This is a genomic window from Colwellia sp. SU-HH01217 (genome assembly GCF_057543495.1).
Genome location: NZ_BAAJLX010000017.1, coordinates 33,554 through 59,279, shown reverse-complemented (window position 1 = coordinate 59,279; position 25,726 = coordinate 33,554). Strand labels below are relative to the sequence as shown.

Sequence of the window (25,726 nt, the reverse complement as noted above, 5' to 3'; positions counted from 1 at the left end):
TCATTGTGATAAGTATTCACTAGAAAAAGTAAACTAAAGTGAAGATGTAAAGAACATTATAAATTCAAACTAATGTTCAGCGAAATATAAGATAGATGTGGGTCTTATACGTTAATTTTCAAGGTGGTTAGATAAAAAGTCTTTTTTAATAAACGCTTCATCATTCATCAATTCAGCCTCATTAATCATTAACATTTTAATGACTTCATTCGCAGTCACTGGTTTTGAATATAAATAACCTTGTATGTAATGACAGTTTTGTGCCACTAAATAGTTCAATTGGCTCATGTTTTCAACGCCCTCTGCGATACAATGCATATCAAGTCGCTTAGCTAATACCAATGTAGTATCAACAATCGCTTCGTCTGCTTTATTAACACCAATACCACTAATGAAGCTTCTATCAATTTTAATTAAATCTAACGGTAGTTTTTTCAAATAAGACAGTGAAGAAAACCCTGTACCAAAATCATCAAGGGCTAATTTTATCCCCAACTCAGACAACGCACACATGGTTTTAATTGCTTTTTCTGGCTCGCGAATAAATGCACTTTCTGTTACTTCAATTCTTATTGCGCTGGCTGGTAGCTCATGCGTTAATAACAAGCTTTCAATGTAGGGTATTAAGGTGTCTTTAGCGAAATGCTGCGGTGATAAATTAACTGAAATGTATAAATTATCTCGCACTACGCTCCACTGTTTTAATGCTCTAAGTCCACGATCAATTGCTGATTCAGTCATCGCAATAATTAAGCCGAGCTCTTCAGCTAAAGGGATAAAATTACTCGGTTCAATTACAACGCCAGCAATTTTCCATCGCATTAATAACTCAAAACCAACCGCTTTGCCAGTATGTGCGTTAATAATCGGCTGATAATAGTTAATAAATTCGTTATTTTTTAGTGCTTGTTTGATCTTCGATTCTTTTCCTAACCGCTCTTTAGCTTTTAAGTTCATCTCGTTGGTAAAAAATTGAAAATTATTACGTCCTAATTGCTTAGCGTGATACATAGCAACATCAGCATTGCGTAATAGCTTCTCTGAATCAGCTGCGTCTTCTGGATACATGGCAATACCAATACTGGCACCAATGCTGACTATATTTTTTTTAAGCTGAAAAGGCTCCTCTATTGAATCAATAATTTTTTGCGCGATATTTCCTAAGTGCACATTCGATTTAAATGACTCAAGCAAGACCACAAATTCATCACCGCCGATGCGGGCAACGGTATCATCAGCTCTTAAAACTTTAGTTAAGCGTTGCGTAATTTCCGTTAACAATAAATCGCCAAAAGCATGCCCTAAAGAATCATTAACTTGCTTAAACCTGTCTAAATCTATAAAAAATAAAGCAATGGATTTACCATGACGATTAGAATGTTCCATGGCATGTTTGACTCTTTCTAACAATAAAGAACGATTAGGCAATCCTGTTAAATGATCGTAATTAGCTAAAAATCGTAGTTCTTTTTCTGCACTTTTTTGCGCGCTTATATCAGTTAACACACAAATATAATGTTTATCTTTGGTGACAGAGTTTCTTGCCGCACTAATGTTAACCACCACATGAAATTTTTCTTTATTTTCTGCGGTTATGAGTTCTTCACCACTCCAATGTTGACCAACATCGAGGGAGTTTAATAAGTTCTGATAAAAAGACTGTCGGTCGGCTCCAACCCCTAAGAAAGTTTGAGAAAAATCAAAGACTTCATTGGCCCAACCAAACACTTCCCGCATAGAACGATTAACTGTTACTCGACTAATTTTTTCATTAACAATTAATACCCAATCTTTGGTCTGTTTAAATGCATCGCCGTAGTATTGCGCACGCTCTTCATTCGCTTTAGATTCGGTCACATTGGTATATGAACCCGTTACCCTGATAGGTTTTCCAGACTCATCAACCTCAACAATCTTACCTAAATCTTTGTACCATAGCCATTGTCCATCTGCGGCTTTCAAGCGATAAGTGCAGGTGAAACTTTCATCTAAATTAACTTCGGTAATAAATAATTGCCAGAGTGCTAAAAAATTACTTTTATCGTCGGGATGGATTAAGGCTACATGCTCTTCAAAATGATAAAACAACACTGAGTTTTGATATCCAAGCTCCATAGAAATACGTTTGCCAAACATTAAGTCGTCTTCAGCTTGCCAATCCCAAACCTCTGAATTACTGCCTGTTAGCGCAAGCTGCAAACGTTTTTCACGAAACTTAACTTGTTCATGCACGTTAAGTAATAATTGTTGTTGCTCCTTTCGATACCGGTACCAAAACAAAAATAATACAATAACGCACAAAACATAAGCACTGTAAGCATAAGGTGAACGCCACGGTGCATAACTCACATTAAAATGCAGCGATACAGGCGAAGAAAAATCCCCCGAGTATGGTGACTTAGCGCGTATTTCTAAAGTGTGACGTCCTGAAGATAAGCTTGGGAAGGTAATATGACTTTCTGATGTTTGTGGGTAAATTAGTTGGTTTTCACCTAACAATTTAAAATCAAACACATCATCTTTATTAGCGTTGTATAACAAAGTTGAGAAATCTACTCGAACCCCAACATCATCATAATTTAAATCGATTACAGTATTATCTTCAAAAATAAAGGGTAAGTTTAACTCTCGAGAAAGCACAGTTACATCAGTAACATGAACCTTGAAGTTTTTATCATTGGTTACTTTTTTAAGTTTTAACGGGTCAAAAATGCTAATGCCTTCCATCGAACCATAAACCAGATTCTGATTAAGTTTAGCGTAAGAGCGATAGTTATATTCTGTGGCAACTAAGCCATCGCTAACAGTAAAGTGTCGAATATGCTTGGTGTTACTATTGAGCATATAAATGCCATTGTGCGATGAAAACCAAATATCGCCTTCTGCATCTGACATAACACCATAAACATTATTATCAATAATGGAATTAGCTTTATGATAAAAATACTTTTGCTCGAAAGTATCTAAAGAAAATCCTAATAGGCCTTTTTTAGGATAAGCCACCCATAAAACATTATGTTTATCGATTGCCCAACCACCAAAATAAACCCATTCGTCGGGCAAAATATTAGGGTGTGTGTATAACGAATTTAAAGTATTTTTCTCTACATCTACCTGCCATAAGGTATCGTTACTCGCAAGTAACAAAGTAGTACTTCCAGGTAAGTAATCTAAAAATCTCAGTCGCGCATATTTAGAAAATTTATCATTAATAATTGCAATGTTATCAATCGCATTAGTTTGTAAATTTACTCGAAAAACACCGTCAGCATTCGCTAACCATAAGAAATTATCAGTTTTAAAAATATCAAATTGCTTCTTTCCCAGTAATTCGTTAACACTGTCACTGAAAGGTAAAGCTTGATATTGTCCTTTGCCAATATCAAATAGTTGTACGCCTTGAGCAGTAGAAAGCAGAAGTTGCTCTGCATTTAGCTCATCCACTGAGTAGATATAACTAGAGGTAAAAATACTTTTCGCATTTTTTTGCGTCACAAATCGCTGAACAGTATGATTGTTTTTATCTATTAAATTTAGTCCATTAGATGTGCCAACCCAAAGCAAGTTATCGTTAAATTTACTCGCTAGCATTCCCCAAATTTCGTTATAACTTAAGCTGTTTGGGGCATTTTTTTTAAAACGATAGTTCTGAATTAATTCTCGATTAGGGTTCCATTGGTAAGCGCCGTTGGCGTTTGATCCTAACCAAAAACTTCCTGAAGAATCTTTTAGTAAAGATAAAATACTATTGTTATTAATATCATCTAAATAATCGCTAAAACCGAATAGAAACTCCGCAGAATTACTGCCTATAGCAACAGTAAATAAACCTTTATTAGTGGCAAAATATAACTTATCACCATCTAACAGGGCTTGTTCTGCAGCAACATTCTCAATTAATGTTTGGTACTTTGGCAATCCAGCATTTCGATGAATAAACGCTTTTATGTTGCCAACATCGAGCATAAACAAACCATCAGCAGAGCCTATATAAAGATTATTTTGGTGGGTGTACACTGTATAGACTATTTGAGCTCTTTTGGGATCATATACAGTACTCAGCGCTGTTTCATGATTAATTTTTGGTAGTTTCCGCCATTGACTGCTAGTAATATCAACAGCAAAAACCCCCATTCTTGAGCTTAAGAATAAAACGCCTTCTTGCAATGACAACTGGGTAAACCAAGTGGTGCCAACAAGTTCGCTATTAAAGTCGACTATTTGCTGATATTCACCAGTTATTTTATCAACTCGACCTAATGACTTGGCTAACAAAACCCAAATATCGTTATCATTTCCTTCAATAAAATCGATAGCCGATTGGCTTTGTGTTCCATCAATAGTAGTAGAAATTATTTGATAATCATTGGTTTGAGGGTTATAGCTAAATAGTTTTCCGTTCGCACTTATCCATATCTTCCCTTCATTGTCTTGAAATAAATGGTCAATGCTCGCATCAACAAAAGCATTATTGGGACCAGCTAACATTCGAAAGGTATGGCCATCGTAAATATTAACGCCATTTTCAGTACCAAACCACATAAAGCCAGCATTGTCTTGCATCATGCTAAACACAGTACCTTGAGACATTCCTTCTTTAACAGAAAGCTTAGTTAGCACCAAATTATTTATTTCGGCATAAACCTTCGAAAAGGTAAAAATACTGAGTATAAAACTCACTATTAATACTTGAAATAAAGATAATTTTTTTGGCATAAAACTAATTAAACGTCCGTGAATATCAATAAAAAAATTTACAAGAAAATATCATGACTTTATGAAGACTTAGTTTAATCTACTAGTAATATGCGGTTTATGTAAATAAAAATTGAATAAAACTGAGCTGTTTGTATTTTAAACACTCTTTAGATACAAATTTTTAGCAACTTGCACATTAAATTAACAATACAAAACAACTGGCTTATATAGCACACCAAATAATATGCCATTACATTGATACTTACCCTTGAATATCGACCCAATTGCTATTACATCTATACTACAATTTATTATTTAATTATTGCTTATGACTCATTCACCCGTTAAAAATTCAGCTCAGGTATTACCGCAATTCTCCAAAATATTACCTAAAGAGATCAAGCCTTCCATCGAGGAAGCTATTAATTGCTGTAAAACCGTGATTAACGAAGTACTAGAAAGCCATTCTGTATTTACATGGCAAAATTTAGTGCTACCTATTGATGAGGTAGATGATGCATTAGCTAAATTATGGTCGCCCGTATCACACATGAACTCAGTCGTGAGCAGTGATGAGTTGCGCGAAGCTTACGAGTCTTGCCTGCCATTATTATCTGAATACAGTACTTTCGTTGGTCAGCACCAAGGCCTTTATCAAGCTTACCAGCAATTAAAAGACGGTTTAGAGTATACAACCCTATCTACCGCACAAAAAAAAGTTGTTGATAACGCGCTTCGCGATTTTAAATTATCAGGTATAGCATTAAACGATAACGATAAAAAACGTTATGGTGAAATAGTAACCCGCTTATCAGAGCTTAGCTCTAGTTTTGGTAATAACGTGTTAGATGCCACCCAAGCATATACCGTTACTATTGAAACGGAAGATCAGCTTAGCGGCTTACCGCAAAGTGCTAAAGATGCGGGTTTTGCTTTAGCCAAAGCGAAAAATAAACCTGAAGGTAGCTATTTATTTACTCTTGATATGCCAAGTTATTTGCCGGTTTTAATGTATTGCGATAATCAACAATTACGTGAATCACTCTATCGCGGTTTTGTAACACGCGCTTCTGATCAAGGCCCTAACGCTAAAGAATTCGATAACAGCGCGATTATGGACGAATTACTTGCGCTGCGTCACGAGTTAGCGCAACTGTTAGGTTTTGACAACTTCGCAGTTAAATCACTAGCAACCAAAATGGCATCAACCACAGCTGAGGTGTTAGGATTTTTAGAGAATTTAGCCATAAAATCTGCACACCAAGGCGAGCAAGACTTTAAAGAATTAACCGATTTCGCCCTAAGCGAATTTAATCAAGACAACTTGCAAGCTTGGGATTTAGCGTATTACAGCGAAAAGCTCAAGCAAAGCCGATATGCGATTTCTGATGAAGAACTACGCCCTTATTTTCCTGAAGACAAAGTTGTTGCAGGTTTATTTGAAGTAGTTAATCGATTATTTGGTTTAACAATAAAACAGCGCGACAATATCGATGTTTGGCACCCAGATGTTAAGTTTTACGATGTATTCGACGCCAATAACATTCAACGCGGTAGCTTTTATTTTGACTTATATGCCCGCGATAAAAAGCGTGGTGGCGCATGGATGGACGATTGTGTGGGTCGCCGCCAATTAAGCTCTGACGAAATACAACTACCGGTTGCTTACCTAACCTGCAACTTTAATGGTCCTGTTGGTAATAATCCGGCATTATTTACCCATAACGAAGTAGTGACTTTGTTCCATGAATTTGGTCATGGTATTCACCACATGCTAACGCAAATAAACGTTGGTGGGGTTTCAGGCATAAACGGCGTTCCTTGGGATGCTGTAGAATTACCTAGCCAATTTCTTGAAAATTGGTGTTGGCAGCCAGAAGCTCTAGCCTTTATATCGGGTCACTTCGAAACAGGCGAAGCGCTACCTCAAGTGATGTTAGATAAAATGCTCGCAGCAAAAAATTTCCAATCAGCCATGCAAATGTTACGTCAAATAGAGTTCAGTATTTTTGATTTTAAAATGCATGCCAGTTATAACCCAAATAATACCGATAACAGCCAACATGTTCAGTCGGTCTTAAACGATGTTCGCCAGCAGTATGCTGTTGTAAAAGCACCAGAATTTAATCGTTTTCAACACGGGTTTGGTCATATTTTTGCTGGCGGTTATGCCGCAGGTTATTACAGCTACAAATGGGCTGAAGTATTATCTGCAGATGCTTTTTCAAAATTTGAAGAACAAGGGATTTTCAATAAAAATGTCGGTCAGCAATTTTTAACCAACATATTGGAAAAAGGTGGCAGTGAAGAACCAAGCGTATTATTTGAAAAATTTAGAGGAAGAAAGCCTGAAATTGATGCATTATTGCGTCATAGTGGCATTAATGCTTAAATTCATCTTGAACTATTAATACTAATTTTCAGAGCAAAGGATAGGTATGCGCCATTTTATTGTTTTATCATTAATCACTTATTTAATGTTAACGAGTCACCTAACTTTTGCTACTGAAAGTATTACATCAGAAAAAGATCCTAATGACCCAACTAAAGTCATTACTCGCATCGGTTTAGGTTATACCGAAGACTTAACTATTTCAGGTTCTTTGGCCATTGATCCCGCCCGTAAAATTAACGCTAAAACAAATATTGACGCCAGCGAGTGGCGTTTAGGCGGCTCTTGGCTTTTTGATTTTGGTATTGTTAATTTTAATATCAGCCGCTCTGAATACGACGAGGGAGGCTATAAAAATAATTATTCCCTAGGTACTTTTTTACCGTTAACAGCATTAGGTGTCGATACTGGAAAATGGATGGTCTTCCCTATGGCGGGTGTTAATCATACCACTGGAGAAACTTTTGCCCCTACCGAAAGTAACACCTTACAAGATAATATTGTCATGCAGCAAAATACCAGCAATGGCGGTTATCTCGGCGTTTTTGCAATACGACCAATTAATAAGCATTGGACGGCTTTAGCATTCACTGGTGGTGGTATCGGCTCTAACGATTACAGTAATGTATGGGGCGGTGGTGGCGTAAGTTATAAACTCAATGCCCATAACTCTATTAATCTTTTTGCATTTATATCCGATGATAATTTTGGTCAAGTAAAAAAGTTAGGATTTAGTTACACCTATGAATTTAAATAAACTAGAAAAATTCAACACAATTTTTGCACGCGCAGCCCAAAGAAAAGGTGGCGTACAGTCACTTGAGTATTTACTAAACGGTGATGATGTTGGCGTTCAGGTACATCAACTTGAAGACGATCGAATACTTTCAGCCTTTACCAAGAAAATTTTTCAATCGGGCTTTGTTTGGCGAGTGGTTGAAAATAAATGGGCTAATTTCGAAGACAGTTTTTTTAATTTTGACATCACCAAAGTATTAATGATGCCAGAAGAAATGATGGAACGAAAAGCATCAGATCCTAAAATTATTAGAAACTACAACAAAGTAAAAACCATTAAAGCCAACGCCCAAATGATGTTTGACGAGCAACAAAATGGCCACAGCTTTAGTCAATTTATTGCACAGTGGCCTAGCGAAGATATGATTGGTTTATGGGCGTACTTAAAAAAGCATGGTCAACGCCTTGGTGGTAATACGGGCCCTTATGCATTAAGAGCCTTAGGCAAAGATACTTTTTTGTTAACGCGCGACGTAGAAGCGTATTTTAGAGCCCATCAGATTATTGATGGCGGCATTCAAAGTAAAAAAAGTTTAATGGCAATTCAAGCTGCTTTTAACCAATGGCAACAAGAAAGCGGTCTAACCCTTAGCCAATTAAGTCAATTAGTTGCCTTTGCTACTGGCGATAACTATATACACGTTCAAGAAGCCAGTTAGCCCTGCTTACGTAGCGATTCACCGTTAGCCGAAAAAATTGGTGTAATCGTTGCTTGAGGTTTTTTCTGCTCAAGTGTTTGCTGCTTTATTAATTTTGCCTTAGCAACCGCTGCTTTAAATAAATCGGCTTCGTTATCAACAACAGACTTTGTTGGTTGTTTTAATGCTTGAGACAAGGTTAATCGTGCTTTTGCCACGGTACTGCTTTTTGATTCTATTAAGTGGCTCACCAGATTAGCGGGAAGACTATTCGCTGTGCGCTCAGTTAAGCTCTCTTGTCTACTATCCTCGTTTATGGCAACGCTATGACGAGACTCTTGCGTTAAAAACGGCAGTAAACTAATCCATACTCTTCTTAACTCAATATATTCAGCCAACGAGAATTGCTCGACAGCAAGTGCTAACTTTTCTTTATTCAAAAAAAGGGCTGACAAAGTACGCTTTGATGCACTAAAACCTTGTAAGTTTGTATCAATCTCGCCTGCTGTCCAAGTACCTTCGCATTTCATTTGCTCAACAGATACTTGTGAAGGCAAGTCAAGCGATGCCAAAATTGATAAAATATCAGCCCTGACTTGTGCAGCTTCAGTCGTGTTATATTTCTGAAATACAGAAATTAATTTAACTTCATTAACCAAACTGACAAACATAGAATTCTCCCAAAAACAGTTACAATAACCAAACTTCTACTCGTCTATTTCGCTCGCGCCCCGCAGCCGTTTCATTGCTCGCAATAGGTAGCGCTTCACCAAAACCTTCCACCGACATAACGGGTATGCCTCTGGCAATTAATTCACGCTCAACAGACATAGCACGCATAAGTGACAGTTTTTGGTTTTTCACTTTTTTACCAATACTGTCCGAGAATCCCATTAAGACTAAACGTCTATTGCTGTTGTTTTCCATGTATTTCACTAAGCGCTGTAAATCTCTTTTTCCCTTATTATCAAGTTCATTAGCACCGTAATTAAAACGGTAATTAAGGGATAAACGTTGACCTTTTTTAACAAATTCATTGTATTTTTTAGGCGCACCATACAAAGGATAAACTTTTTCACTTTTAATGTTTTGAGAGATCAACCCTGTTTCTTCTACAATTTCTTGACCTTGCTCGGCAATGGCAAATTGAGCAAAGTCTTTCACCATATTTGACGCGTTAGTCGGTGTATAAAAATATAAACGACGAGATAGCGCATAATCTTCAGTACCTATGGTAAAACGCGTTGGAAATATCGCTTTCGTGCCTACACCTTCAGAAACAGCCAATGCTTTGTTATGCGAAATATAGTTTAAGCCGATAAAGCCAATGGCAAATTCATCTTGAGACACTTTGGTTGATAATTCTGAACTTGACTCAAAGCGTTGTGCGCTGGTGGCTAACTCTCGCTGAAACTTTTTAAGCACTAAGTTTTTAAAGGTATCCCATGTCCCTGAATTAGTGTCTCTGGCGAATAAATTAATCGCTTTATCTTCGCCACCTACTTGCGACCAACGGGTTATTTCACCTGAAAAAATACGCGAGAGTGTTTTAGTTGAAAGCTGTTTGATCGGATTATTTTGATTAACAATAACCGCCAAGCCATCAAGGCCAACGATATGCTCGTTACCTACTTTATCTAATTGTCCAAAATTAGCTTTTAGTGTTGATATTTCTGTTGGTTTTATGCGGCGAGAAGCCATGCCCATATTCGCTGCACCTTTTTCTAAGTCTTTAAATGCAGTACTCGAACCATGGGCGTGTAATTCAATGGCATAAGCCTTATTATCTTTAATGTACTGTAGTGTTTTCTCAACCTTACTGCTGCCTTGCAGCCAATAAAAGTCGTTAACTCCTTGCGTTTGTAGATACCCTTTTAATAAGGCAGGTGCTAGCTTTTCACCTATGGTATTTGAGCCATGCAGTTTAAAAACGAGTTCTGCTGATTTATTAGGTAAAGTTATCGGTAACACTTTTTTAGGTAAACTGGCTTTAGCAAGTGCAGGACTTATTGTTTGAGTGCTCTGCTGAGGACTCACAACTTGCGAGGGCTGTGTTTGAGCTTGCATTAAAAAGTAATACGCATTAAATGCGATTAAGCCCATCAGGCCAATTGATAAAGCGAGTAAATATAGCTTGGGATTTTTTCGGTGATGTACTGCGGCAATATGTTGACTCGCTTGTTGTTTTTCTATGGTATTTTTTTGTTGATACTCAGCTTTTATTTGCTCAATAACAGACACAATAGCGTTATCGCCTAGTTGATATAATTCTTCTAAAACTAGCGTGCGATATTCGCTTTCTTGAAGGAATTTATTAATCGCAATATCAATACCAAAAGTTTGCTTGGCTAATAAGGCCAGCTGCTTAACTGATTGATTAATTTTATTATTTAAGCTCTTAAGGCTAGCATTTTCTTTACTATTTACTGTCATAATACTTCCATTAATACGACCGATATTTCTTGCGGCCAATTCTAATCGGCAAAAATGAAACTAATATGACAATTGATAATTTTCTGTCATTGGCGTTGAAATAGGTAGAGACGCATTCAAGCTCTCTGTTATCATCTACCAATAGATAACGCACTAGACACTACAATGCTTCAACAAACGCCTTCAAATATTGCCGTTGCTTATGTTCATTCATCAGATGCTTCACATGCAAAAAGAGTCGCCAATAAGTGGCACCTTCCTTACTTAGGCGATCGACAAGCAGCCAGTAAAAATAAAGAGCTCATTTTTTTGTTGCAAGTTAACGATCAGTGTTTAGAGCTATGCAAACTAGATGAACCCAAATTAGGGGCTATAAAAGTTGATTTTGTTGACGGAGCTGTTGCCCATCGACGTAAATTTGGTGGTGGTAGAGGCCAAGATATCGCCAAAGCAATTGGATTAAAGCACGGGTTTACTCCGCACGTACTCGATGCGACGGCAGGCCTAGGCCGAGATGGATTTTTACTTGCAGGTTTAGGTTGTAAAGTTACCTTGATGGAACGTATGCCAATCGTGGCAGCCTTGCTTGATGACGGTATTGAACGCGGTAAACTCAATAGCGAAATAGGCGAATTAATTACCAACAATTTAACATTAATTAATGCTTCATTAATTAAGCAAGCCGACTTAGCCATTCAACCTGACGTTATTTATCTTGATCCTATGTACCCACATCGTGAAAAGTCTGCTTTGGTAAAAAAAGAGATGCGTGTTTTTCAAACCCTTGTTGGTGAAGACCTTGATGCCGATGAACTACTAGCGCCTGCACTAGCTTTGGCTAAATACAGAGTGGTAGTAAAAAGACCAAGCTATGCACCACCACTGGCTGATAAAAAGCCTTCAACCAGTATAAAAATGAAGAAAAATCGTTTTGACGTTTATGTGAATCAAGCGATCCCTAAGGATAATAACTAAACCACTAAGCTCAACATTAAGTGCATTATTTATACGACTCACTGCGACAATTTACCACATTTTATTTTAATTAATTCTCTTTATAATTTCTTTCCAACTTACATCAAAAAAGGGAAGATAAGTTGAAAAAAACATTAAAAACAAGCTTGTTAATAAGTTCTTGTTTCACCATAGCAGCTGTTCAGGCGCATGTTGACATAGTTTCTGGCCCACACTTTGTTAATAAAACCAGTATTGTTGAATTGAGTATTCCTCATGGGTGCACTGATGAAATATCAGGTTCTGAAGATACTGTTCGTATAGTCGCTAAAGTACCATCAAGCATTACGTCAGTTCATGCTATTGATGCTGTATTCGGACAAGCATCAGCTGTGAGTGTTGAAGGTGAGCATGGCTATAACGAAGTTACTTGGGTGAAAACATCCGGCACTGAGCGAGATAGCGACACTCAATATTATACGGTTAGTTTTAGAGGTAAATTACCTGATGCAGCATTTAGCACAGTATTTATTCCAGTAACACAATACTGTATCAACGATAGTGACCAAGAAATTTCTGTTAGCTGGGATGTAGAAACCAGTGGTCATGATCATAGTAGTAGTGGAGAAGGTAATCCTGCCCCATCATTAATGGTCATGCCAGCGCGTGCACCAGGTTGGAATCAATATACAACAGATACAGATCAGCATTTGCATGATATGTCCATATTTAATGATGCAGAAATTGTATGGTGGAATAACGAAGCATACAGTAGCAACTCTGTAACTCAAGAGATGATTGAAGCAGAAGGCAAGTCAGTGTTAAGCGAAATTCACGATAATGCTAATTTCTGGGTGAAATATTAAGGAGCAATAATGAAAAATATTTTGCTTGTTATAGCTGTATTTACGCTAGCAGCTTGTAATTCTGATAGTAGCACTAGCTCAAACCCTAAAGCACCGGAGCAACCTGAAACAGTGCCAGAAGAACAGCCAGCAACTCAGCTAGAAACAGCTGGATTAATGCCCGAAAGTAGTTCACTAACGTTGACAGCGCCGAATACAGACAAGCTACCTAAAGCATTATTTGTACCTCAGTTAAATTAAGCGGCATTTAAACAGAAATAAAATGGCTATTCGCTTTATTGAAGTAGCCATTTTATCTATACCGTTAATGAAAATTTAGGCTGTAGCGACACTTAACCTTAAAGTAAATTAGTTAACGCAATACCGATACCAATACGCTGTTGTTTATGGTTGTAGTCTATTAAGCTCTCACCATAACCATTAAAGTATTGAGCATAACCTTGAAGTTTCCCCCACAATGGAAAAGTGACCCCTAATTCAATCGCTCCATGATGCTTGGCAAAATTATCGCGCACCTGCACAGAAAGCTCATACTTATTATTTAACTTATAAATTACGCTCAACTCAAAGTTCCCCATGTAATCATCAATATCAGGGTTGTCATTCGCAGACTCATTCACACTACTCTCTTTGTCGCCTTCAGGAACACGCCACCACGGTTTGAACGATATTGCTAAATTTTCTTTTTCAAAAAGAAAATTAGCGTAAACACGGTTCCAACTTCGAGATAATAATGCTGAACGGCCATTCGATTGATGTTCAAAGCCGACAACAAAACCCGTGTTTCCATCTAATGGATGCCAATCGAGTGGTGCCATATAAAAGCCTTCTGGCTGATAATTAGTTTCTCTAAAGGGCCTCGAAATATCATCATTATAAACTTGCCACCAAGACTCTAGTGTAAAACCAAAATACAATTTATCACCACCAATTAGTATATCCCGATGATTTAATGGGACTTTAATACTAATTTGAAACTTAGCTTCTACTGAATCTAAATTCCCTCCCCAATTTGAATAATCTTGATAGGGCTCATTATTAACATTATTTGTGTAAGTGATCGGCAAAATGTAGTTCATTTTATGAGGCGTTAAAACATAAGGATTTTCTTGTGTTTTTTGCTCTTTAATAATACGTTTTGAAATAACGCCGAGCTCTATATCACCTACTTTATCAGTGACTAATTTTTTTTCACAAAACGTTTCGAGCTCTTCTAATGTTTTCGTTTTCCCAGAAATGTTTATCTCTTCATATAAACATTCGTTGAATGGGTTCACTTCTTCTGAAAAGCTAGCCAATGGTGTAACACTAAAAATGCAGAAAACAGTAACAAGCAATTTTTTGCTTTGGTTATTTTTCATTGTATAAAAGGCACCCTACTTGAATGGTAAATCATAAATAAACCAAAATTAAACAACCAATTAATAGCCTATATGATTAAAAGCGCATTAGTTAGTTTAGCTAATTGATTGTACATAACTTTTACTTAGTTATTAAAATAAATTGCTAAATAACAACTAATCTATTTGATAATCATTATCATTTAGTTTATTATTTGTTCGTTCTTTTCTATTAGGTATTATTTTATGTACGTTTGTCTTTGCCACGGTGTTACCGATACTGCCATTGAAGCAGCCATTGATGATGGTGCGGTTAGTATGAAACAAATAACTCAGGAGCTAAATGTTGGCTCTCAATGTGGAAAATGTTGTTCATGCGCGAAACAAGTATTAAATAATAAGCTAATGCAAATTGCAGAAGCGCAGCCGGCAGTCGCGTAAATAATTAATAACAAACTCCACCTGAATTTATTATTATCCGCTAATTTTTAATTTTCTTCTTTAGTATCATTCGCTTACTTACCTATTTTTATTACAGCTTGTTCCTGCCTAAGCCATAGATAAGAATCGTTTTTATTTGCATTCTTTGTCGCTTATTTTAAAGTTATCTATCAATAAGTTAGATAGATTTATTCGTTCTTGATTGCTATTACCGCACCCTATATATTAATGCAATTATTACGCTATCCATGGAGAATAAAATGAAGGGTAACGCTATTGTATTAAGTAGCTTAAATCAAATACTCACCTTTGAGCTCACCTCAATTAACCAATACTTTCTACACGCACGTATTTATAAAAACTGGGGCTTAACGGCACTAGATAAAAAAGGCTACAAAAAATCTATTAAAGACATGAAACAAGCGGATCAATTAATTGAGCGCATTTTGTTTCTTGAAGGCTTACCTAATTTACAACAGCTAGGCAAATTACACATTGGCGAACACACCGCAGAAATGCTGCAGTGCGACCTAACCTTTGAAGCTGAACAAATTACCGCACTGAAAAAAGCTATCGCGTTATGCGAAACTGAACAAGATTACGTTAGCCGCGAAATATTAGAAGATATTTTAGCGTATGAAGAAGACCACACCGATTGGATTGAAACTCAACAACAATTAATCAGTAATGTTGGTATCGAAAACTACTTACAATCTATGATGGAGGAATAACATGCAAGGTAACCAACGGATAATCGACTTACTCAATAAGCAGCTTACCTTAGAGCTAACCTCTATGGATCAATACCTAGCCCATGCAGAACTTTATGAAGACTGGGGGATTAAAAAGCTACATGAACAACTTACCCACGAACATGAAGAAGAATTAGGCCACGCAAAATTACTAATAGAGCGTATTTTGTTTCTAGAAGGTAAAGCAGACACGGCTTCTCGCGAGCCTATTAAAGTAGGTAGCAACGTAAAAGAAATGCTTGAGTTTGACCTTGCCGCCGAGCATATAGTGGCAAAAAGCTTACGAGAAATAATTACTGTTTGCGAACAAGAGAAAGACTACGTTACTCGCGGCATATTAGAAGAATTATTAGTAGATACAGAAACCGACCACATTTATTGGCTTGAACAACATCTTGGTTTAATTGATAAAGTCGGCTTACAAAATTATATTCAATCACAAATGTAAGTAACATTAATGTTAGGCGTTAAATTTTAACGCCTTCATCAACTTGCCAATTAAACGTCATAACTTTAGCGAAACTTGATACAGCAACTTAACCTAAAATCAATGCAATTGTTGTGAAATTAGGTTAAATTGAATCGAAATGGCGATAAGTCGTGCTATAAATTGCCAACAGCCATTCTAATTTATTCTATACTTTTACCAATTTCATTCATTAAGTGATCTGTTTATACGCAGTAATTGGTTATCTTAACCACTAAAAATAATCACATAATTAATGAGAGTGAAATTGGTATTATTGTTAAGTATTCTTTGAGTTGATACGTTATGCTGCCTTATCGCTACTACTATTTTTATTATGTACTGCTTTTGTTAACTGCCCCACTAAGCAGTGCTACGGCTAAAAAGCCAGTGAATATGACCAATATTCACAGTGTATGTATTAAATCACCCACTGAATGCTTATCAGACGTTGACCAAGCACTATTAGCAACGACAGTTCGCAGTCGTGTTTGGTTTGATTTAATGCAATACAAACTTGATTCTCTCTTTTCTTTACAAAAAATAACGGAATTACACACCGCGGTTAAGCCTTGGGTGAATGACGAATCCTTGCCTACTCCATTTAAAATTACTTTATATATTTATTATGCAAAAAGTTTAAGTGCCGCCAACATCAGTGACAAATCATCGCTTACTGAACAGCGTAAAATTTACATCAAAAAGGCAGAAGAACAGCTAGCATTAATGCATAGTGCCTACCCTAACCTCATGCTATTACTTCAACTGGCTAATTTAAAAATGTATGTTGGCGAAGATAACAAAGAAAACTACCAGTCCTTACAAAAATTGGCCGTAAAATATGAACGCCTCCAAGACCCTGTATTTAAGTTAGAACTGTACGGCAACTTAGCCCATTTAGCGGTTCGATTAGGCTACAAACAACAAGCAATTAATTATTGGCTTGAAACTATAACTTGGGCTAAAAAATATGGTAATTATCAACAAATCGCGACGGTGTATTATAATTTAGCCCGTAACCAAGTGATCGCAAATCAACTTGACTCAGCTAAAAAACATTATTTACTTGCTTTAGAATATACAGCACTAGCCAACGATCAAGTGTTAAAAGAGCTCATTCAATATTACTTTGCTAAGTTGTTATTCAAACAAGGTTTGCATGAGCAAGCCAAAGAGATAGTACGAACTATCAACACATCAAGATATACACCAGAACTCATTACAGCATTGGATCAACTTAAGAGTCTCTTAGCTCAAGAACCAAGCAACTTACCTTAAACACTTGAAAATAACACCCTAACAAGGCAAAATTCGCCTGTAATAAATGTACTTCCCCCCTATTCACTCACGAGGCTTCTCATGCTTAAAGCAGAAATGGTTATTGAACTTAACCAACAAATAAATTTAGAATTTTACTCTTCAAACTTATACCTTCAAATGAGCGCTTGGTGTGAAGAAAAAGGCTTCGAAGGCGCAGCTGAATTTATGCGTAAACATGCGGCTGAAGAAATGGATCACATGACACGTTTATTTACTTACGTGAGTGAAACTGGCGCTTTACCAGTGTTAGGTTCAATTGATGCTCCTCCACACGAGTTTAAATCGTTGGCTGACGTTTTTGAGAAAACCTATGAGCATGAATGCTTGATCACAGAAAAAATTAACTCATTAGCGCATCGCGCATTTAGCAACCAAGACTACTCAACCTTCAACTTTTTACAGTGGTATGTTGCTGAGCAGCACGAAGAAGAAACATTGTTTAAAAGTGTTCTAGATAAAATTAACCTTGTAGGCCATGACGGCCATGCACTATTTTTTGTCGATAAAGATCTAGCAGAAATGGCAAGAAAAGGCACAACTAGCATAATGACAGAGCCAAACGCATAACTCGTGACTATTGAAACTTCAGACGTATTAATTATTGGCGCCGGCGCTGCAGGGTTAATGTGTGCCGCCAGCGCAGGCTATCGTGGCCGTAATGTTACGGTAATCGATATGGGCAAAAAGCCCGGACGAAAAATACTAATTAGTGGTGGTGGTCGTTGTAATTTCACTAACGAAAATGCTGAACCCGACAATTATCTTTGCCAGAACCCTCACTTTGTTAAATCGGCACTAAGTCGTTATAGCTCGCAAGACTTTATCGACTTAGTTGATCGCCACGGCCTTGCTTATCATCACAAAACCTTAGGGCAATTATTTTGTGACAACAGCGCACAAGACATCGTTGACATATTGATGACCGAGTGCGAATGGGCAGGTGTCACGGTAAAATTAAGAAATGAAGTTGTTAGCATCACAAAAAATGAAACGGGTTACTTAGTAAACACCACCGAAACAAGTTATCAATGCAGCTCGTTGGTTGTCGCCTCTGGCGGTTTAACCATGCCAAAGTTGGGTGCTAGCCCCATTGGCTATAAAATTGCTGAGCAACTAGGTTTAAACGTATTGCCAACTACAGCAGCACTTGTACCTTTTACCTTACATGATCATGACAAAACTCGATTTGAGGGTTTATCAGGCATCAGCATAGCCACAGAAGTCAGCAGCGAAAACGGCACACGCTTTAAAGAAAACATCCTTTTTACCCATCGCGGTTTATCAGGCCCTGCCATTTTACAAATATCTTCATTTTGGCGTGCAGGACAGGCAGTAACCATTAACCTACTGCCTGAAGAAAATCTAACAGAGCTCATTGCTACGTGGCGTGAAAGCCATGGTCAAAAGTCATTAAAAAACCAATTGTCCACCGTACTGCCTAAACGCTTTATTGAAGCCTTGATTAAAAGTGGCGATATTCCAGATAAAAACCTCAACCAACTCAGCCATGCAGAAATAGAAACACTGCATAACTATATTCACCAATGGCAAATAAAACCAAACGGAACAGAGGGTTACAGAACGGCCGAAGTAACACTTGGCGGCGTTGATACCGACGAATTATCGTCAAAAACTTTTGAAGCTAAAAAAGCCAAAGGCTTGTATTTTATCGGTGAAGTAATCGATGTTACCGGCTGGTTGGGAGGCTATAATTTTCAATTTTCTTGGGCCAGCGGCTGGGCTTGTGGGCAAGATGTTTAGTAATATAAATTAAATAAAGCGAATATAGAGTTACCTTTATATTCGCTTCAATTTACATTCAAAATCTGCTTGCACAATCTTTATTACACGCTCTTATCTAACAGTATATTTACTGCTGATTTGTTACGTCAATACTCATACCACTTGCTTCTTGTACATCAACAGTCATATATAACCAACCACCAGTTGGTGTTTCTATAATAATACTTTCATTATTACTATTAAAATTTGTTGAATGTTGATCAAGTGAGTCCGCATTAAGCCAAGTACTACCAGTATATATACTTAAATCACCCGTACCATGCGCTGTGCTAACAGTAATACTTTGTATTCCTTCATCAATATACTTAGGCATTGTGCAACACAAACACTTTCACCTACTTCAGGATCCGCTTCTCCAAAAGCACTATCGGGTGTACGAATACCGCCTGACGGTAATTTTTCAACGCGAGAATCCCAAAAAAGTCCTTGTGTCCAAACCCAAGCATTTAAGACTGATGGTGTATTAAGCGGATTATTAAAAATATGATAAATCAACGTTATTAAAGTTAATGCTAGGGTTGAGAGATCCAACAAAGGTTGAGATTTTAATTGATAATATTCCATTAATACAATTTGGTGTTTCTAACTTTAGAGATCAGGTCGGTGTAATCATGCAAGAAGATCAAGTGTTTAGTGGTACAATTTCTGATAATATTGCTTTATTTGATTTCAATAAATCTGAGGAAAGAGTTATTGAGGTCGCTAAACTTATTCAAAAAAAATACTAAAGGGATTTTAATGTTTAATATATTTAAACAAAGTACTGTGCTGCTTGCTATTTTACTTATAACAAACGCATTCATGATAACAAGCACCATCGCCAATGATGAAGTAATCAAAAGTCAGTACGATGATAAAAACTACCTCCCATTCACTTTAGCCAATCAGTTAGAAGTGTTAGTTATTTCAGAACCCAACAGCGATGTTGCAGCCGCTTCTTTAGTGGTTTCTGTAGGATATCGTAATGCGCCAGAGAATTACCTTGGCTTACCGCACTTACTAGAGCATGCCGTTTTTTTAGGTAGTAAAAATTTTCCTGAGATCAACGAGTTTGATGCTTTTATAAAAAGCCATCGTGGCTGGTCAAATGGATCAACATCAAGTGATGGTACGCGTTATCATTTTCAAATAGCTGCTCAAGCTCTTAACGAAGGTTTACAACGTCTCGCTGACTTTATTACCTCTCCTTTACTTGAAGAGCAGATAATTGCTAAGTCACGCACAGCCGTTGATAACGAGTTTACAGGCAGAGTTAGCGACTGGCTAAAAATTTCTGCAATCCTACAACAAGAAAGTAATCCAGCACATCCGTCGACTAAGTTTGGTATTGGCAATGCTACGACACTTGGCGGTGATTTAACTGAAGTTAAAAGCGCTTTAAATAACTTTCATCAGCAATATTATGGCGCACAAAACATGACTTTGGTTGTCTATGGTACCGCCCCTGTAGCAGATCTTAAAAGCATGGTAACTCAGCATTTTAACCAAATACCCATAAGTAATCTGTCTGATAAAAAATCAACCCAGCCGCTACACTTACCTGAACAATTAGCCCGTCAAATTGAGCTTAGCACCCAATCGGGTATCACTAGCTTAGACATCCGTTTTGAAGTGCCTGCTAGTAATAATAACTTTCCTGAAAACACACAATTACTAGTGACTGATTTACTTAGCCATGAAGCGGAAGGTTCATTATATGCTTACCTAAAGGAGCAGGGGTTAATTAGTCGATTACAGGCCAGTATAGATGGGAACCGTTATTACGGAATATTAGCGCTGTATATTCAACTAACAGAAAAAGGCTTAGCCAATACCGACAAAGTTATTGAAAGTATATTTGCCTATATTAACTTGTTAAAAACTCAACCTTTACCTAGCTGGATTAGACAAGACAGCCAAATTGAAGCGCAAAGAGAGTTTGACTTCCCAACAGAACAAGAGCCTGGCGATTGGATAAGCGACATTAGTTTTGATATGCCCCTTTACCCAAAAGCCAACTGGCTTAATCACAATACTTTACTTGCAGCTAATAATTTTTCTGACTATTTAACCTCATTAACCCCTGAAAATATGCAGCTTGTAATTAACCGAAATAATATAAAGGCGAATAAATTAGAAACTTTATACAACACCCCATACCGTGTCACTGCCTTTAGCAAAGCACAGTTATCGCTGTGGAAACAAGCTAAAGCCGACAAAACCATGCATTACCCAGTAAAAAACCCATACTTTGTCGCAATACAAGGCAACTTTAATAACAACATATCCCCCGTGTTACCTGCTAATTCAGCAAGAAAATTGTTAATCCAGCAACCTAAGTTAGTTATAAATAAAAAAGGCATTAGCCTATGGTCACAATACAAAACAGACATTAGTGATAATAAAATCAGTACCAAACTGCGTATTTATGATCAACTAAATAAAACGGACGCACTGATAAGAAAAGTGCGCAGTAAAGTTTTACAAGATCACCTATCAAACACAAATTACTTCGCTTATTTAGCAGGCTTTACTTTCAATATTGACAGTTTTTCGTCTGGTTATACTATTGAAATAAATGGCTATAGCCAAAACTACTTTGAATTTATGCAGCAAGTGACAGATCTGTTTTTTCAATTTGAAACTTCTGAACCAGCCTTTAATTTAGCCAAAAACGAACTACTAATGGATATAGATTTTAGAAAGAGTGATTATCCTCACTGGCAAGTAGAGCGCGCTATATACCAAGAACTCGTTGATGAAGAATATGATAGTGCTGTCGCAAAAAAATTAAGAGAATTAACTTATCAAGATTATCTATCGAGAATATCATCTGATAACAAAGTTCAACTCACAGGACTTATAGTTGGTGATATTTTTAATGACCAACTATTAGCCTTTATTGATAAATTACGTTCGAAGCATAAAAAGCGACTTAGCGTTGGCTTAACGCAACGCCCTAAAATAAAACAATTACCAATTCCTCAACAGGTAAAAAAACTGTACATAGACCACAGTGATGCCAGTATAGCTTTTGCCATTCAAGCTCATGATGAAAGTATTGATAATCAGGCAAAATTCTTTTTAGCCAATACCATATTACAGCGAAAATACTTTCATAGTATACGTACAGACCAATCCCTCGCCTACTTTGTACATATGAGCCAACTTCCTACATACAATAGCGCTAATATCGTTATGGTAGCCCAATCTGGCAATAGTTCTGTTGAACAATTAAACCAAGCGAGTAATGATTTTTTAACGGAATATGCCAAAACGCTTAACGCCATGTCTAAGGTAGAGTTTCAACAACAAATCAACTTAGCCATTAGCACGCTGAATGATCCTTCTTTCCGCCTGAATAGTTATACGAATGATCTAGAGCAAGAATTATATGCCGCTAAACTTCCTACAATTGATTTAAAAGAGAAATCTGCTCTAGAAAGCATAACGCCGTTTAATAAAAAACCACAGCTTATAAACGCACTTAACTCACTAACAAAAATTAATTTTGAACGTTTCTATCACCAGCAAATTATTGGTGAAAATAGTAAACGTTTATTATTGTATTCTTCTAGAGAAAAGTAATTTGAAACAAGAATACCTAAGTTATAATAACGTTATTAATGATACAAACCATTGAATGTAAACTTAAAAAGATACAATTAGCTCAATGGTGTGGCAACAATACAAAGATTAGGGAATGAGCAACTGTAGTGAATTACCTATCAAAAAATTGGACTAGATTTCAAGACTGACTTCAACCTTGCAAAAGTATTCATCTGCTCGTTAGCCAACATATCTGGATAATCTGGGTTATTGGCTACAAGCGAGTATTGTCCGTTGGCTGTTTTTTTCACTACACGCAATAAATATTGATCATCACCCGTTAAATCTTGTGTCTCAATCGCTATTGTTAAACCAGAAATAGAGCCTGCATTGTTAGCCGTTATTTTTTCCAGCAACAGTAAATCGCCATCTTCTATCGCGTTTTTGCCACCGTTCATAGAATTACCCGATGCCGTGGCGATAAAGTGTATTTCAGGGTTCAGGGTTCCGAAACTGTGCGAACTGTCAGGCACAAAAATATTTTCAACTTCATCGTGCTGGCTTGTTTTAAAATGACCACAAGCTATTTTAAGACTTGAATAAAATGGTAAATCAAGTCCTGATTCTTCTAGTTGATTATTAACAGCAGTTGCTCGACTGGCTGCAATATCTGAAATGTTATTATTCTCGTGTTGGCCAGTTAATACATTAAAGTTTTTACGCGTTAATTCCAGATTACACTTTTGAAAATATTGAATACCATCATCAATCATTTGTTCGGTGATCTTAACTAAATCAGTATTATCTAGCTTTTCCCAAAGAACTGAATCAAAGGAAATAACATTTAAGTCTTTGCATTGATAAAAGAAACGCTTACGTTCAAATTTTTCAAATGGGTTTTCTCTAATACTCTTTTTTAAATAATTAACATTATTGAGGTTTTTTTTACTATTTAATGGATTGTTGGTTTTTTCTACTGAACCGAATTGTTTTAATAATGCTAAGTAAAAATTTTGATACTGTTCAGCTAGATCATCAAGTGATAGTTCACCTCGATCATTACAATGATTAACCATGGCTAATAAAAATATAATTTTATAGGAAAATGTATAATCTCTTTTGTCTAAAAACTCATAAAAATCTAATTTTCGACTATCTTCTGTTCTGTCTTTTATTTGATGATTTTTTTTAATTATTTCAACTTGTTGCTCGGTGAAGTAATTAAGCGTTTTATTGCCAAAAGGTAACGTTTTATGTGCGGTGATACTTCCTTTTTTTAACCAAGACTTGATAGTACTTGTCGACAAGAAAAGCTCTCTAGCAAGTTGTTCTTCATTTAACAAATCTCCAAATTCTTGCTCAAAGTTGAAAATATTTATCGGCTCTAAACGCCGTTCAGTTTCCCATAAACCATCGAGTACAATCAGCTCTTTGTTAGGGGTGCCCTCTACATCATTCACTAAATCTGCAAAGGGTTGATACATACCAAAATTAAATAAACTATGTACTGACCAAGGCTGCAAAGCAGCGCTGTAGCTGTCGACAACATCAATAACATAAAGCGCTTCTTTGTCAGGGTGGTTTCGCGTTCCTCTTCCAAGCTGTTGTGTGTATAACACCTTAGACATTGTTGGTCTTGCCATGACAATGACAGAAGTTTGTGGCGCATCCCAACCTTCATTCAATAAATCACAGGCGCATAAAAATTGAATAGCGCCAGATTGATACTGTGCTAAACCTGCTCTATCTGTGCCATGAACAGCGGCAGCTTTAACACCATGTTTATTTAATAATGCTGACATTCGCTTAGCATGTTTGATATCAACACAAAAAATTACCCCTTGCTTGTTTACAATAAGGTTATTAGGCGAAGTGGTACTATTATTTTTTGTGAAGTATTTTACTAATAAATCAACCACTAGCTGATCCCGAGAAGGAACTTGTACTGTTTTTTGTAAATCGCTTTTAACAAACTCTTTACCGTTAAACCGAACATTTGAAAGATCAATATTGGAAAGTAAGCGAAAAGCTCTAATTTGTGGGATTAATTTCTTCTTGATCGCCTCTTCCAAAGACAGATTAATTTGATAACTACCAAAAATATCTTCTAACTTTTGCTGATCTAGACGCTGATCGGTAGCGGTTAAACCAAGTAAGCTTTGTGGATTGAAATATTCAAGGACATTCCTCAATCCATGCGCTGCGGCACGATGCGCTTCATCTATTAAAATATAATGAAAATACTCAGAAGTTAGATTTCTAAAATGACGCAAAACATAAGCACTTGTTTGAACAATAAGATCTAAAGACTGATCATAAAAATTGTCACCAACACGAATATCGGGCAATTGTGACGTTACCCGTTGAATCAATTGCTTCTTCAACTCTGTGCTCGGTACTATCGACAGGGCCCTTTCAATATTACCTTTAGCAAACTCTACTCTAAAGTCTTCAATAAAAACTTCTGTTTTGCCCATACCTGTAGGTAATACAATTAAAAAGGTGTGTTCACCTTTCGCTCTTTTTTCTTGCAGCGAAGCTATAGCTTTTTCTTGATGTTCATAAAGTGAAAAATCAATATTACGGCTAGCACGATATAACGGTGCTGATCTGAAATGTTGGTTATCACCAAAATATTCTTTAATTTGATCTTCAAATTTAAACTCGTCTTGCATCCCCCGATTTGACCAACGAAAAACGCGATAGCCATCATTTACTAAAGAATTTTGTTTAAATAATTGTGAACGGTACTTTTTTTCAGACACTCTTGCAGAAAGAGGATGGTGATATTGCTCACCATTTAATTCAATTGCAATAGGTTGTAAATTTCGATGAAGTACATAATCGATATATCGCCTGTGGCCTTGGCGATCAACATAAGGCGCTTCAGCTTGTAAAGCATGAAGATTTTTTGCGCCAAAAACTTGTTCAAAGATAAGAGCAAAATTATACTCAGGTGGGGTTGGGTCAATATGCGAATTACTTCGATCAGCTCCATAAATTTTCAGATCAAGTTCTTCAACACTGTTTGAAATAAATAAATCAAGCTCGGCTTTTAACAACATAATATCCGTTGCTAAAAAGCGATAAACCCCATTAAATTGATACATGAGTTTATTTTGATAGCTCGTATAATCAACATACTGAAAGTGTTCAATCGATAAATTGTAAAGAGACGAATCAATTAAAATGGCCGGTTTGTCTTTACACATATAAAGCCGACCTACAGAAACTATGCTTATTAATGAATAGTTATAAGTTGCTAATAATCTATCAATTTTATCAAAAGTCATGTGT

19 protein-coding genes and 1 pseudogene are annotated in these 25,726 nt (G+C 36.7%); 14 read left to right on the top strand and 6 right to left on the bottom strand.

The window, feature by feature from the left end; genetic code table 11:
• Positions 1 to 111 precede the first annotated feature (111 nt).
• Positions 112 to 4,716, bottom strand: coding sequence for an EAL domain-containing protein (locus AC27G3_RS16505; protein ID WP_487123454.1), 4,605 nt, complete (start codon positions 4,714 to 4,716; stop codon positions 112 to 114).
• Between the two features lie 310 nt (positions 4,717 to 5,026).
• Here AC27G3_RS16505 and prlC point away from each other — a divergent pair, with 310 nt between their 5' ends.
• From prlC to AC27G3_RS16490, 3 genes are read left to right on the top strand one after another with little or no spacing between them, the layout of a single operon-like run.
• A complete protein-coding gene (gene prlC, locus AC27G3_RS16500; protein ID WP_487123452.1) occupies positions 5,027 to 7,090 on the top strand; it encodes an oligopeptidase A in 2,064 nt (687 codons plus the stop codon).
• A gap of 46 nt (positions 7,091 to 7,136) precedes the next feature.
• The gene (locus AC27G3_RS16495) at positions 7,137 to 7,847 is read left to right on the top strand and encodes a hypothetical protein (RefSeq protein WP_487123450.1); all 711 of its coding nucleotides are present in this window, start codon (positions 7,137 to 7,139) and stop codon (positions 7,845 to 7,847) included.
• Positions 7,834 to 8,547 (top strand): DNA-3-methyladenine glycosylase I, encoded by a 714-nt coding sequence (locus tag AC27G3_RS16490; RefSeq protein WP_487123448.1) that lies wholly within the window; start codon positions 7,834 to 7,836, stop codon positions 8,545 to 8,547. The genes AC27G3_RS16495 and AC27G3_RS16490 overlap by 14 nt, the downstream gene beginning before the upstream one ends.
• On the opposite strand, the gene AC27G3_RS16485 is transcribed toward AC27G3_RS16490, so the two are convergent.
• A complete protein-coding gene (locus tag AC27G3_RS16485) occupies positions 8,544 to 9,197 on the bottom strand; it encodes a hypothetical protein (RefSeq protein ID WP_487123446.1) in 654 nt (217 codons plus the stop codon). The two genes, AC27G3_RS16490 and AC27G3_RS16485, sit on opposite strands and share 4 nt — an antisense overlap.
• Before the next feature lie 19 nt (positions 9,198 to 9,216).
• Positions 9,217 to 10,959 (bottom strand): substrate-binding domain-containing protein, encoded by a 1,743-nt coding sequence (locus tag AC27G3_RS16480; RefSeq protein ID WP_487123444.1) that lies wholly within the window; start codon positions 10,957 to 10,959, stop codon positions 9,217 to 9,219.
• 165 nt (positions 10,960 to 11,124) lie between these two features.
• Here AC27G3_RS16480 and AC27G3_RS16475 point away from each other — a divergent pair, with 165 nt between their 5' ends.
• The 3 genes from AC27G3_RS16475 (at position 11,125) to AC27G3_RS16465 (ending at position 13,019) form a co-directional block, all read left to right on the top strand.
• A complete protein-coding gene (locus AC27G3_RS16475) occupies positions 11,125 to 11,934 on the top strand; it encodes a class I SAM-dependent methyltransferase (RefSeq protein WP_487123442.1) in 810 nt (269 codons plus the stop codon).
• Positions 11,935 to 12,056: 122 nt separating this feature from the next.
• The gene (locus tag AC27G3_RS16470) at positions 12,057 to 12,779 is read left to right on the top strand and encodes a DUF1775 domain-containing protein (RefSeq protein ID WP_487123440.1); all 723 of its coding nucleotides are present in this window, start codon (positions 12,057 to 12,059) and stop codon (positions 12,777 to 12,779) included.
• Positions 12,780 to 12,788: 9 nt separating this feature from the next.
• A complete protein-coding gene (locus AC27G3_RS16465) occupies positions 12,789 to 13,019 on the top strand; it encodes a hypothetical protein (RefSeq protein ID WP_487123438.1) in 231 nt (76 codons plus the stop codon).
• A 98-nt stretch (positions 13,020 to 13,117) separates the two neighbouring features.
• Here the strand turns inward: AC27G3_RS16465 and AC27G3_RS16460 are convergent, their stop codons facing one another.
• Complete coding sequence (locus AC27G3_RS16460) at positions 13,118 to 14,140, bottom strand: phospholipase A (RefSeq protein WP_487123436.1); 1,023 nt, start codon at positions 14,138 to 14,140, stop codon at positions 13,118 to 13,120.
• A 225-nt stretch (positions 14,141 to 14,365) separates the two neighbouring features.
• Here AC27G3_RS16460 and AC27G3_RS16455 point away from each other — a divergent pair, with 225 nt between their 5' ends.
• The 6 genes from AC27G3_RS16455 (at position 14,366) to AC27G3_RS16430 (ending at position 18,859) form a co-directional block, all read left to right on the top strand.
• Entirely contained in the window at positions 14,366 to 14,560 is a 195-nt protein-coding gene (locus AC27G3_RS16455) for a (2Fe-2S)-binding protein (RefSeq protein ID WP_487123434.1), read from the top strand.
• 260 nt (positions 14,561 to 14,820) lie between these two features.
• Positions 14,821 to 15,291 carry a bacterioferritin gene (gene bfr / locus AC27G3_RS16450; RefSeq protein ID WP_487123432.1) on the top strand — a complete coding sequence of 157 codons (471 nt, stop codon included), beginning with the start codon at positions 14,821 to 14,823 and terminating at the stop codon, positions 15,289 to 15,291.
• Position 15,292: 1 nt separating this feature from the next.
• Positions 15,293 to 15,760: a bacterioferritin gene (gene bfr / locus AC27G3_RS16445; RefSeq protein WP_487123430.1), complete on the top strand. Its 468-nt coding sequence runs from the start codon at positions 15,293 to 15,295 to the stop codon at positions 15,758 to 15,760.
• Between the two features lie 414 nt (positions 15,761 to 16,174).
• On the top strand, positions 16,175 to 17,056 hold the full coding sequence (locus AC27G3_RS16440) for a hypothetical protein (RefSeq protein ID WP_487123428.1): 882 nt from the start codon (positions 16,175 to 16,177) through the stop codon (positions 17,054 to 17,056).
• Positions 17,057 to 17,137: 81 nt separating this feature from the next.
• The gene (gene ftnA / locus AC27G3_RS16435; protein WP_487123426.1) at positions 17,138 to 17,665 is read left to right on the top strand and encodes a non-heme ferritin; all 528 of its coding nucleotides are present in this window, start codon (positions 17,138 to 17,140) and stop codon (positions 17,663 to 17,665) included.
• Between the two features lie 9 nt (positions 17,666 to 17,674).
• Complete coding sequence (locus AC27G3_RS16430) at positions 17,675 to 18,859, top strand: BaiN/RdsA family NAD(P)/FAD-dependent oxidoreductase (RefSeq protein WP_487123502.1); 1,185 nt, start codon at positions 17,675 to 17,677, stop codon at positions 18,857 to 18,859.
• Between the two features lie 109 nt (positions 18,860 to 18,968).
• Here the strand turns inward: AC27G3_RS16430 and AC27G3_RS16425 are convergent, their stop codons facing one another.
• Positions 18,969 to 19,214: a hypothetical protein gene (locus tag AC27G3_RS16425; RefSeq protein ID WP_487123424.1), complete on the bottom strand. Its 246-nt coding sequence runs from the start codon at positions 19,212 to 19,214 to the stop codon at positions 18,969 to 18,971.
• A 187-nt stretch (positions 19,215 to 19,401) separates the two neighbouring features.
• Between AC27G3_RS16425 and AC27G3_RS16420 the strand changes: the two are divergent.
• Positions 19,402 to 19,629, top strand: a pseudogene (locus tag AC27G3_RS16420) (hypothetical protein); the annotation flags it as partial.
• A gap of 10 nt (positions 19,630 to 19,639) precedes the next feature.
• Positions 19,640 to 22,468: an insulinase family protein gene (locus tag AC27G3_RS16415; protein WP_487123422.1), complete on the top strand. Its 2,829-nt coding sequence runs from the start codon at positions 19,640 to 19,642 to the stop codon at positions 22,466 to 22,468.
• 140 nt (positions 22,469 to 22,608) lie between these two features.
• Here the strand turns inward: AC27G3_RS16415 and AC27G3_RS16410 are convergent, their stop codons facing one another.
• On the bottom strand, positions 22,609 to 25,722 hold the full coding sequence (locus tag AC27G3_RS16410; RefSeq protein ID WP_487123420.1) for a DEAD/DEAH box helicase family protein: 3,114 nt from the start codon (positions 25,720 to 25,722) through the stop codon (positions 22,609 to 22,611).
• Positions 25,723 to 25,726 lie beyond the last annotated feature (4 nt).

Coding starts and splice junctions, on each gene's coding strand:
- AC27G3_RS16505 (WP_487123454.1), bottom strand. CDS start 4,716: ATGCCAAAAAAATTATCTTTATTTCAAGTATTAATAGTGAGTTTTATA.
- prlC (WP_487123452.1), top strand. CDS start 5,027: ATGACTCATTCACCCGTTAAAAATTCAGCTCAGGTATTACCGCAATTC.
- AC27G3_RS16495 (WP_487123450.1), top strand. CDS start 7,137: ATGCGCCATTTTATTGTTTTATCATTAATCACTTATTTAATGTTAACG.
- AC27G3_RS16490 (WP_487123448.1), top strand. CDS start 7,834: ATGAATTTAAATAAACTAGAAAAATTCAACACAATTTTTGCACGCGCA.
- AC27G3_RS16485 (WP_487123446.1), bottom strand. CDS start 9,197: ATGTTTGTCAGTTTGGTTAATGAAGTTAAATTAATTTCTGTATTTCAG.
- AC27G3_RS16480 (WP_487123444.1), bottom strand. CDS start 10,959: ATGACAGTAAATAGTAAAGAAAATGCTAGCCTTAAGAGCTTAAATAAT.
- AC27G3_RS16475 (WP_487123442.1), top strand. CDS start 11,125: ATGCTTCAACAAACGCCTTCAAATATTGCCGTTGCTTATGTTCATTCA.
- AC27G3_RS16465 (WP_487123438.1), top strand. CDS start 12,789: ATGAAAAATATTTTGCTTGTTATAGCTGTATTTACGCTAGCAGCTTGT.
- AC27G3_RS16460 (WP_487123436.1), bottom strand. CDS start 14,140: ATGAAAAATAACCAAAGCAAAAAATTGCTTGTTACTGTTTTCTGCATT.
- AC27G3_RS16455 (WP_487123434.1), top strand. CDS start 14,366: ATGTACGTTTGTCTTTGCCACGGTGTTACCGATACTGCCATTGAAGCA.
- bfr (WP_487123432.1), top strand. CDS start 14,821: ATGAAGGGTAACGCTATTGTATTAAGTAGCTTAAATCAAATACTCACC.
- bfr (WP_487123430.1), top strand. CDS start 15,293: ATGCAAGGTAACCAACGGATAATCGACTTACTCAATAAGCAGCTTACC.
- AC27G3_RS16440 (WP_487123428.1), top strand. CDS start 16,175: ATGACCAATATTCACAGTGTATGTATTAAATCACCCACTGAATGCTTA.
- ftnA (WP_487123426.1), top strand. CDS start 17,138: ATGCTTAAAGCAGAAATGGTTATTGAACTTAACCAACAAATAAATTTA.
- AC27G3_RS16425 (WP_487123424.1), bottom strand. CDS start 19,214: ATGCCTAAGTATATTGATGAAGGAATACAAAGTATTACTGTTAGCACA.
- AC27G3_RS16415 (WP_487123422.1), top strand. CDS start 19,640: ATGTTTAATATATTTAAACAAAGTACTGTGCTGCTTGCTATTTTACTT.
- AC27G3_RS16410 (WP_487123420.1), bottom strand. CDS start 25,722: ATGACTTTTGATAAAATTGATAGATTATTAGCAACTTATAACTATTCA.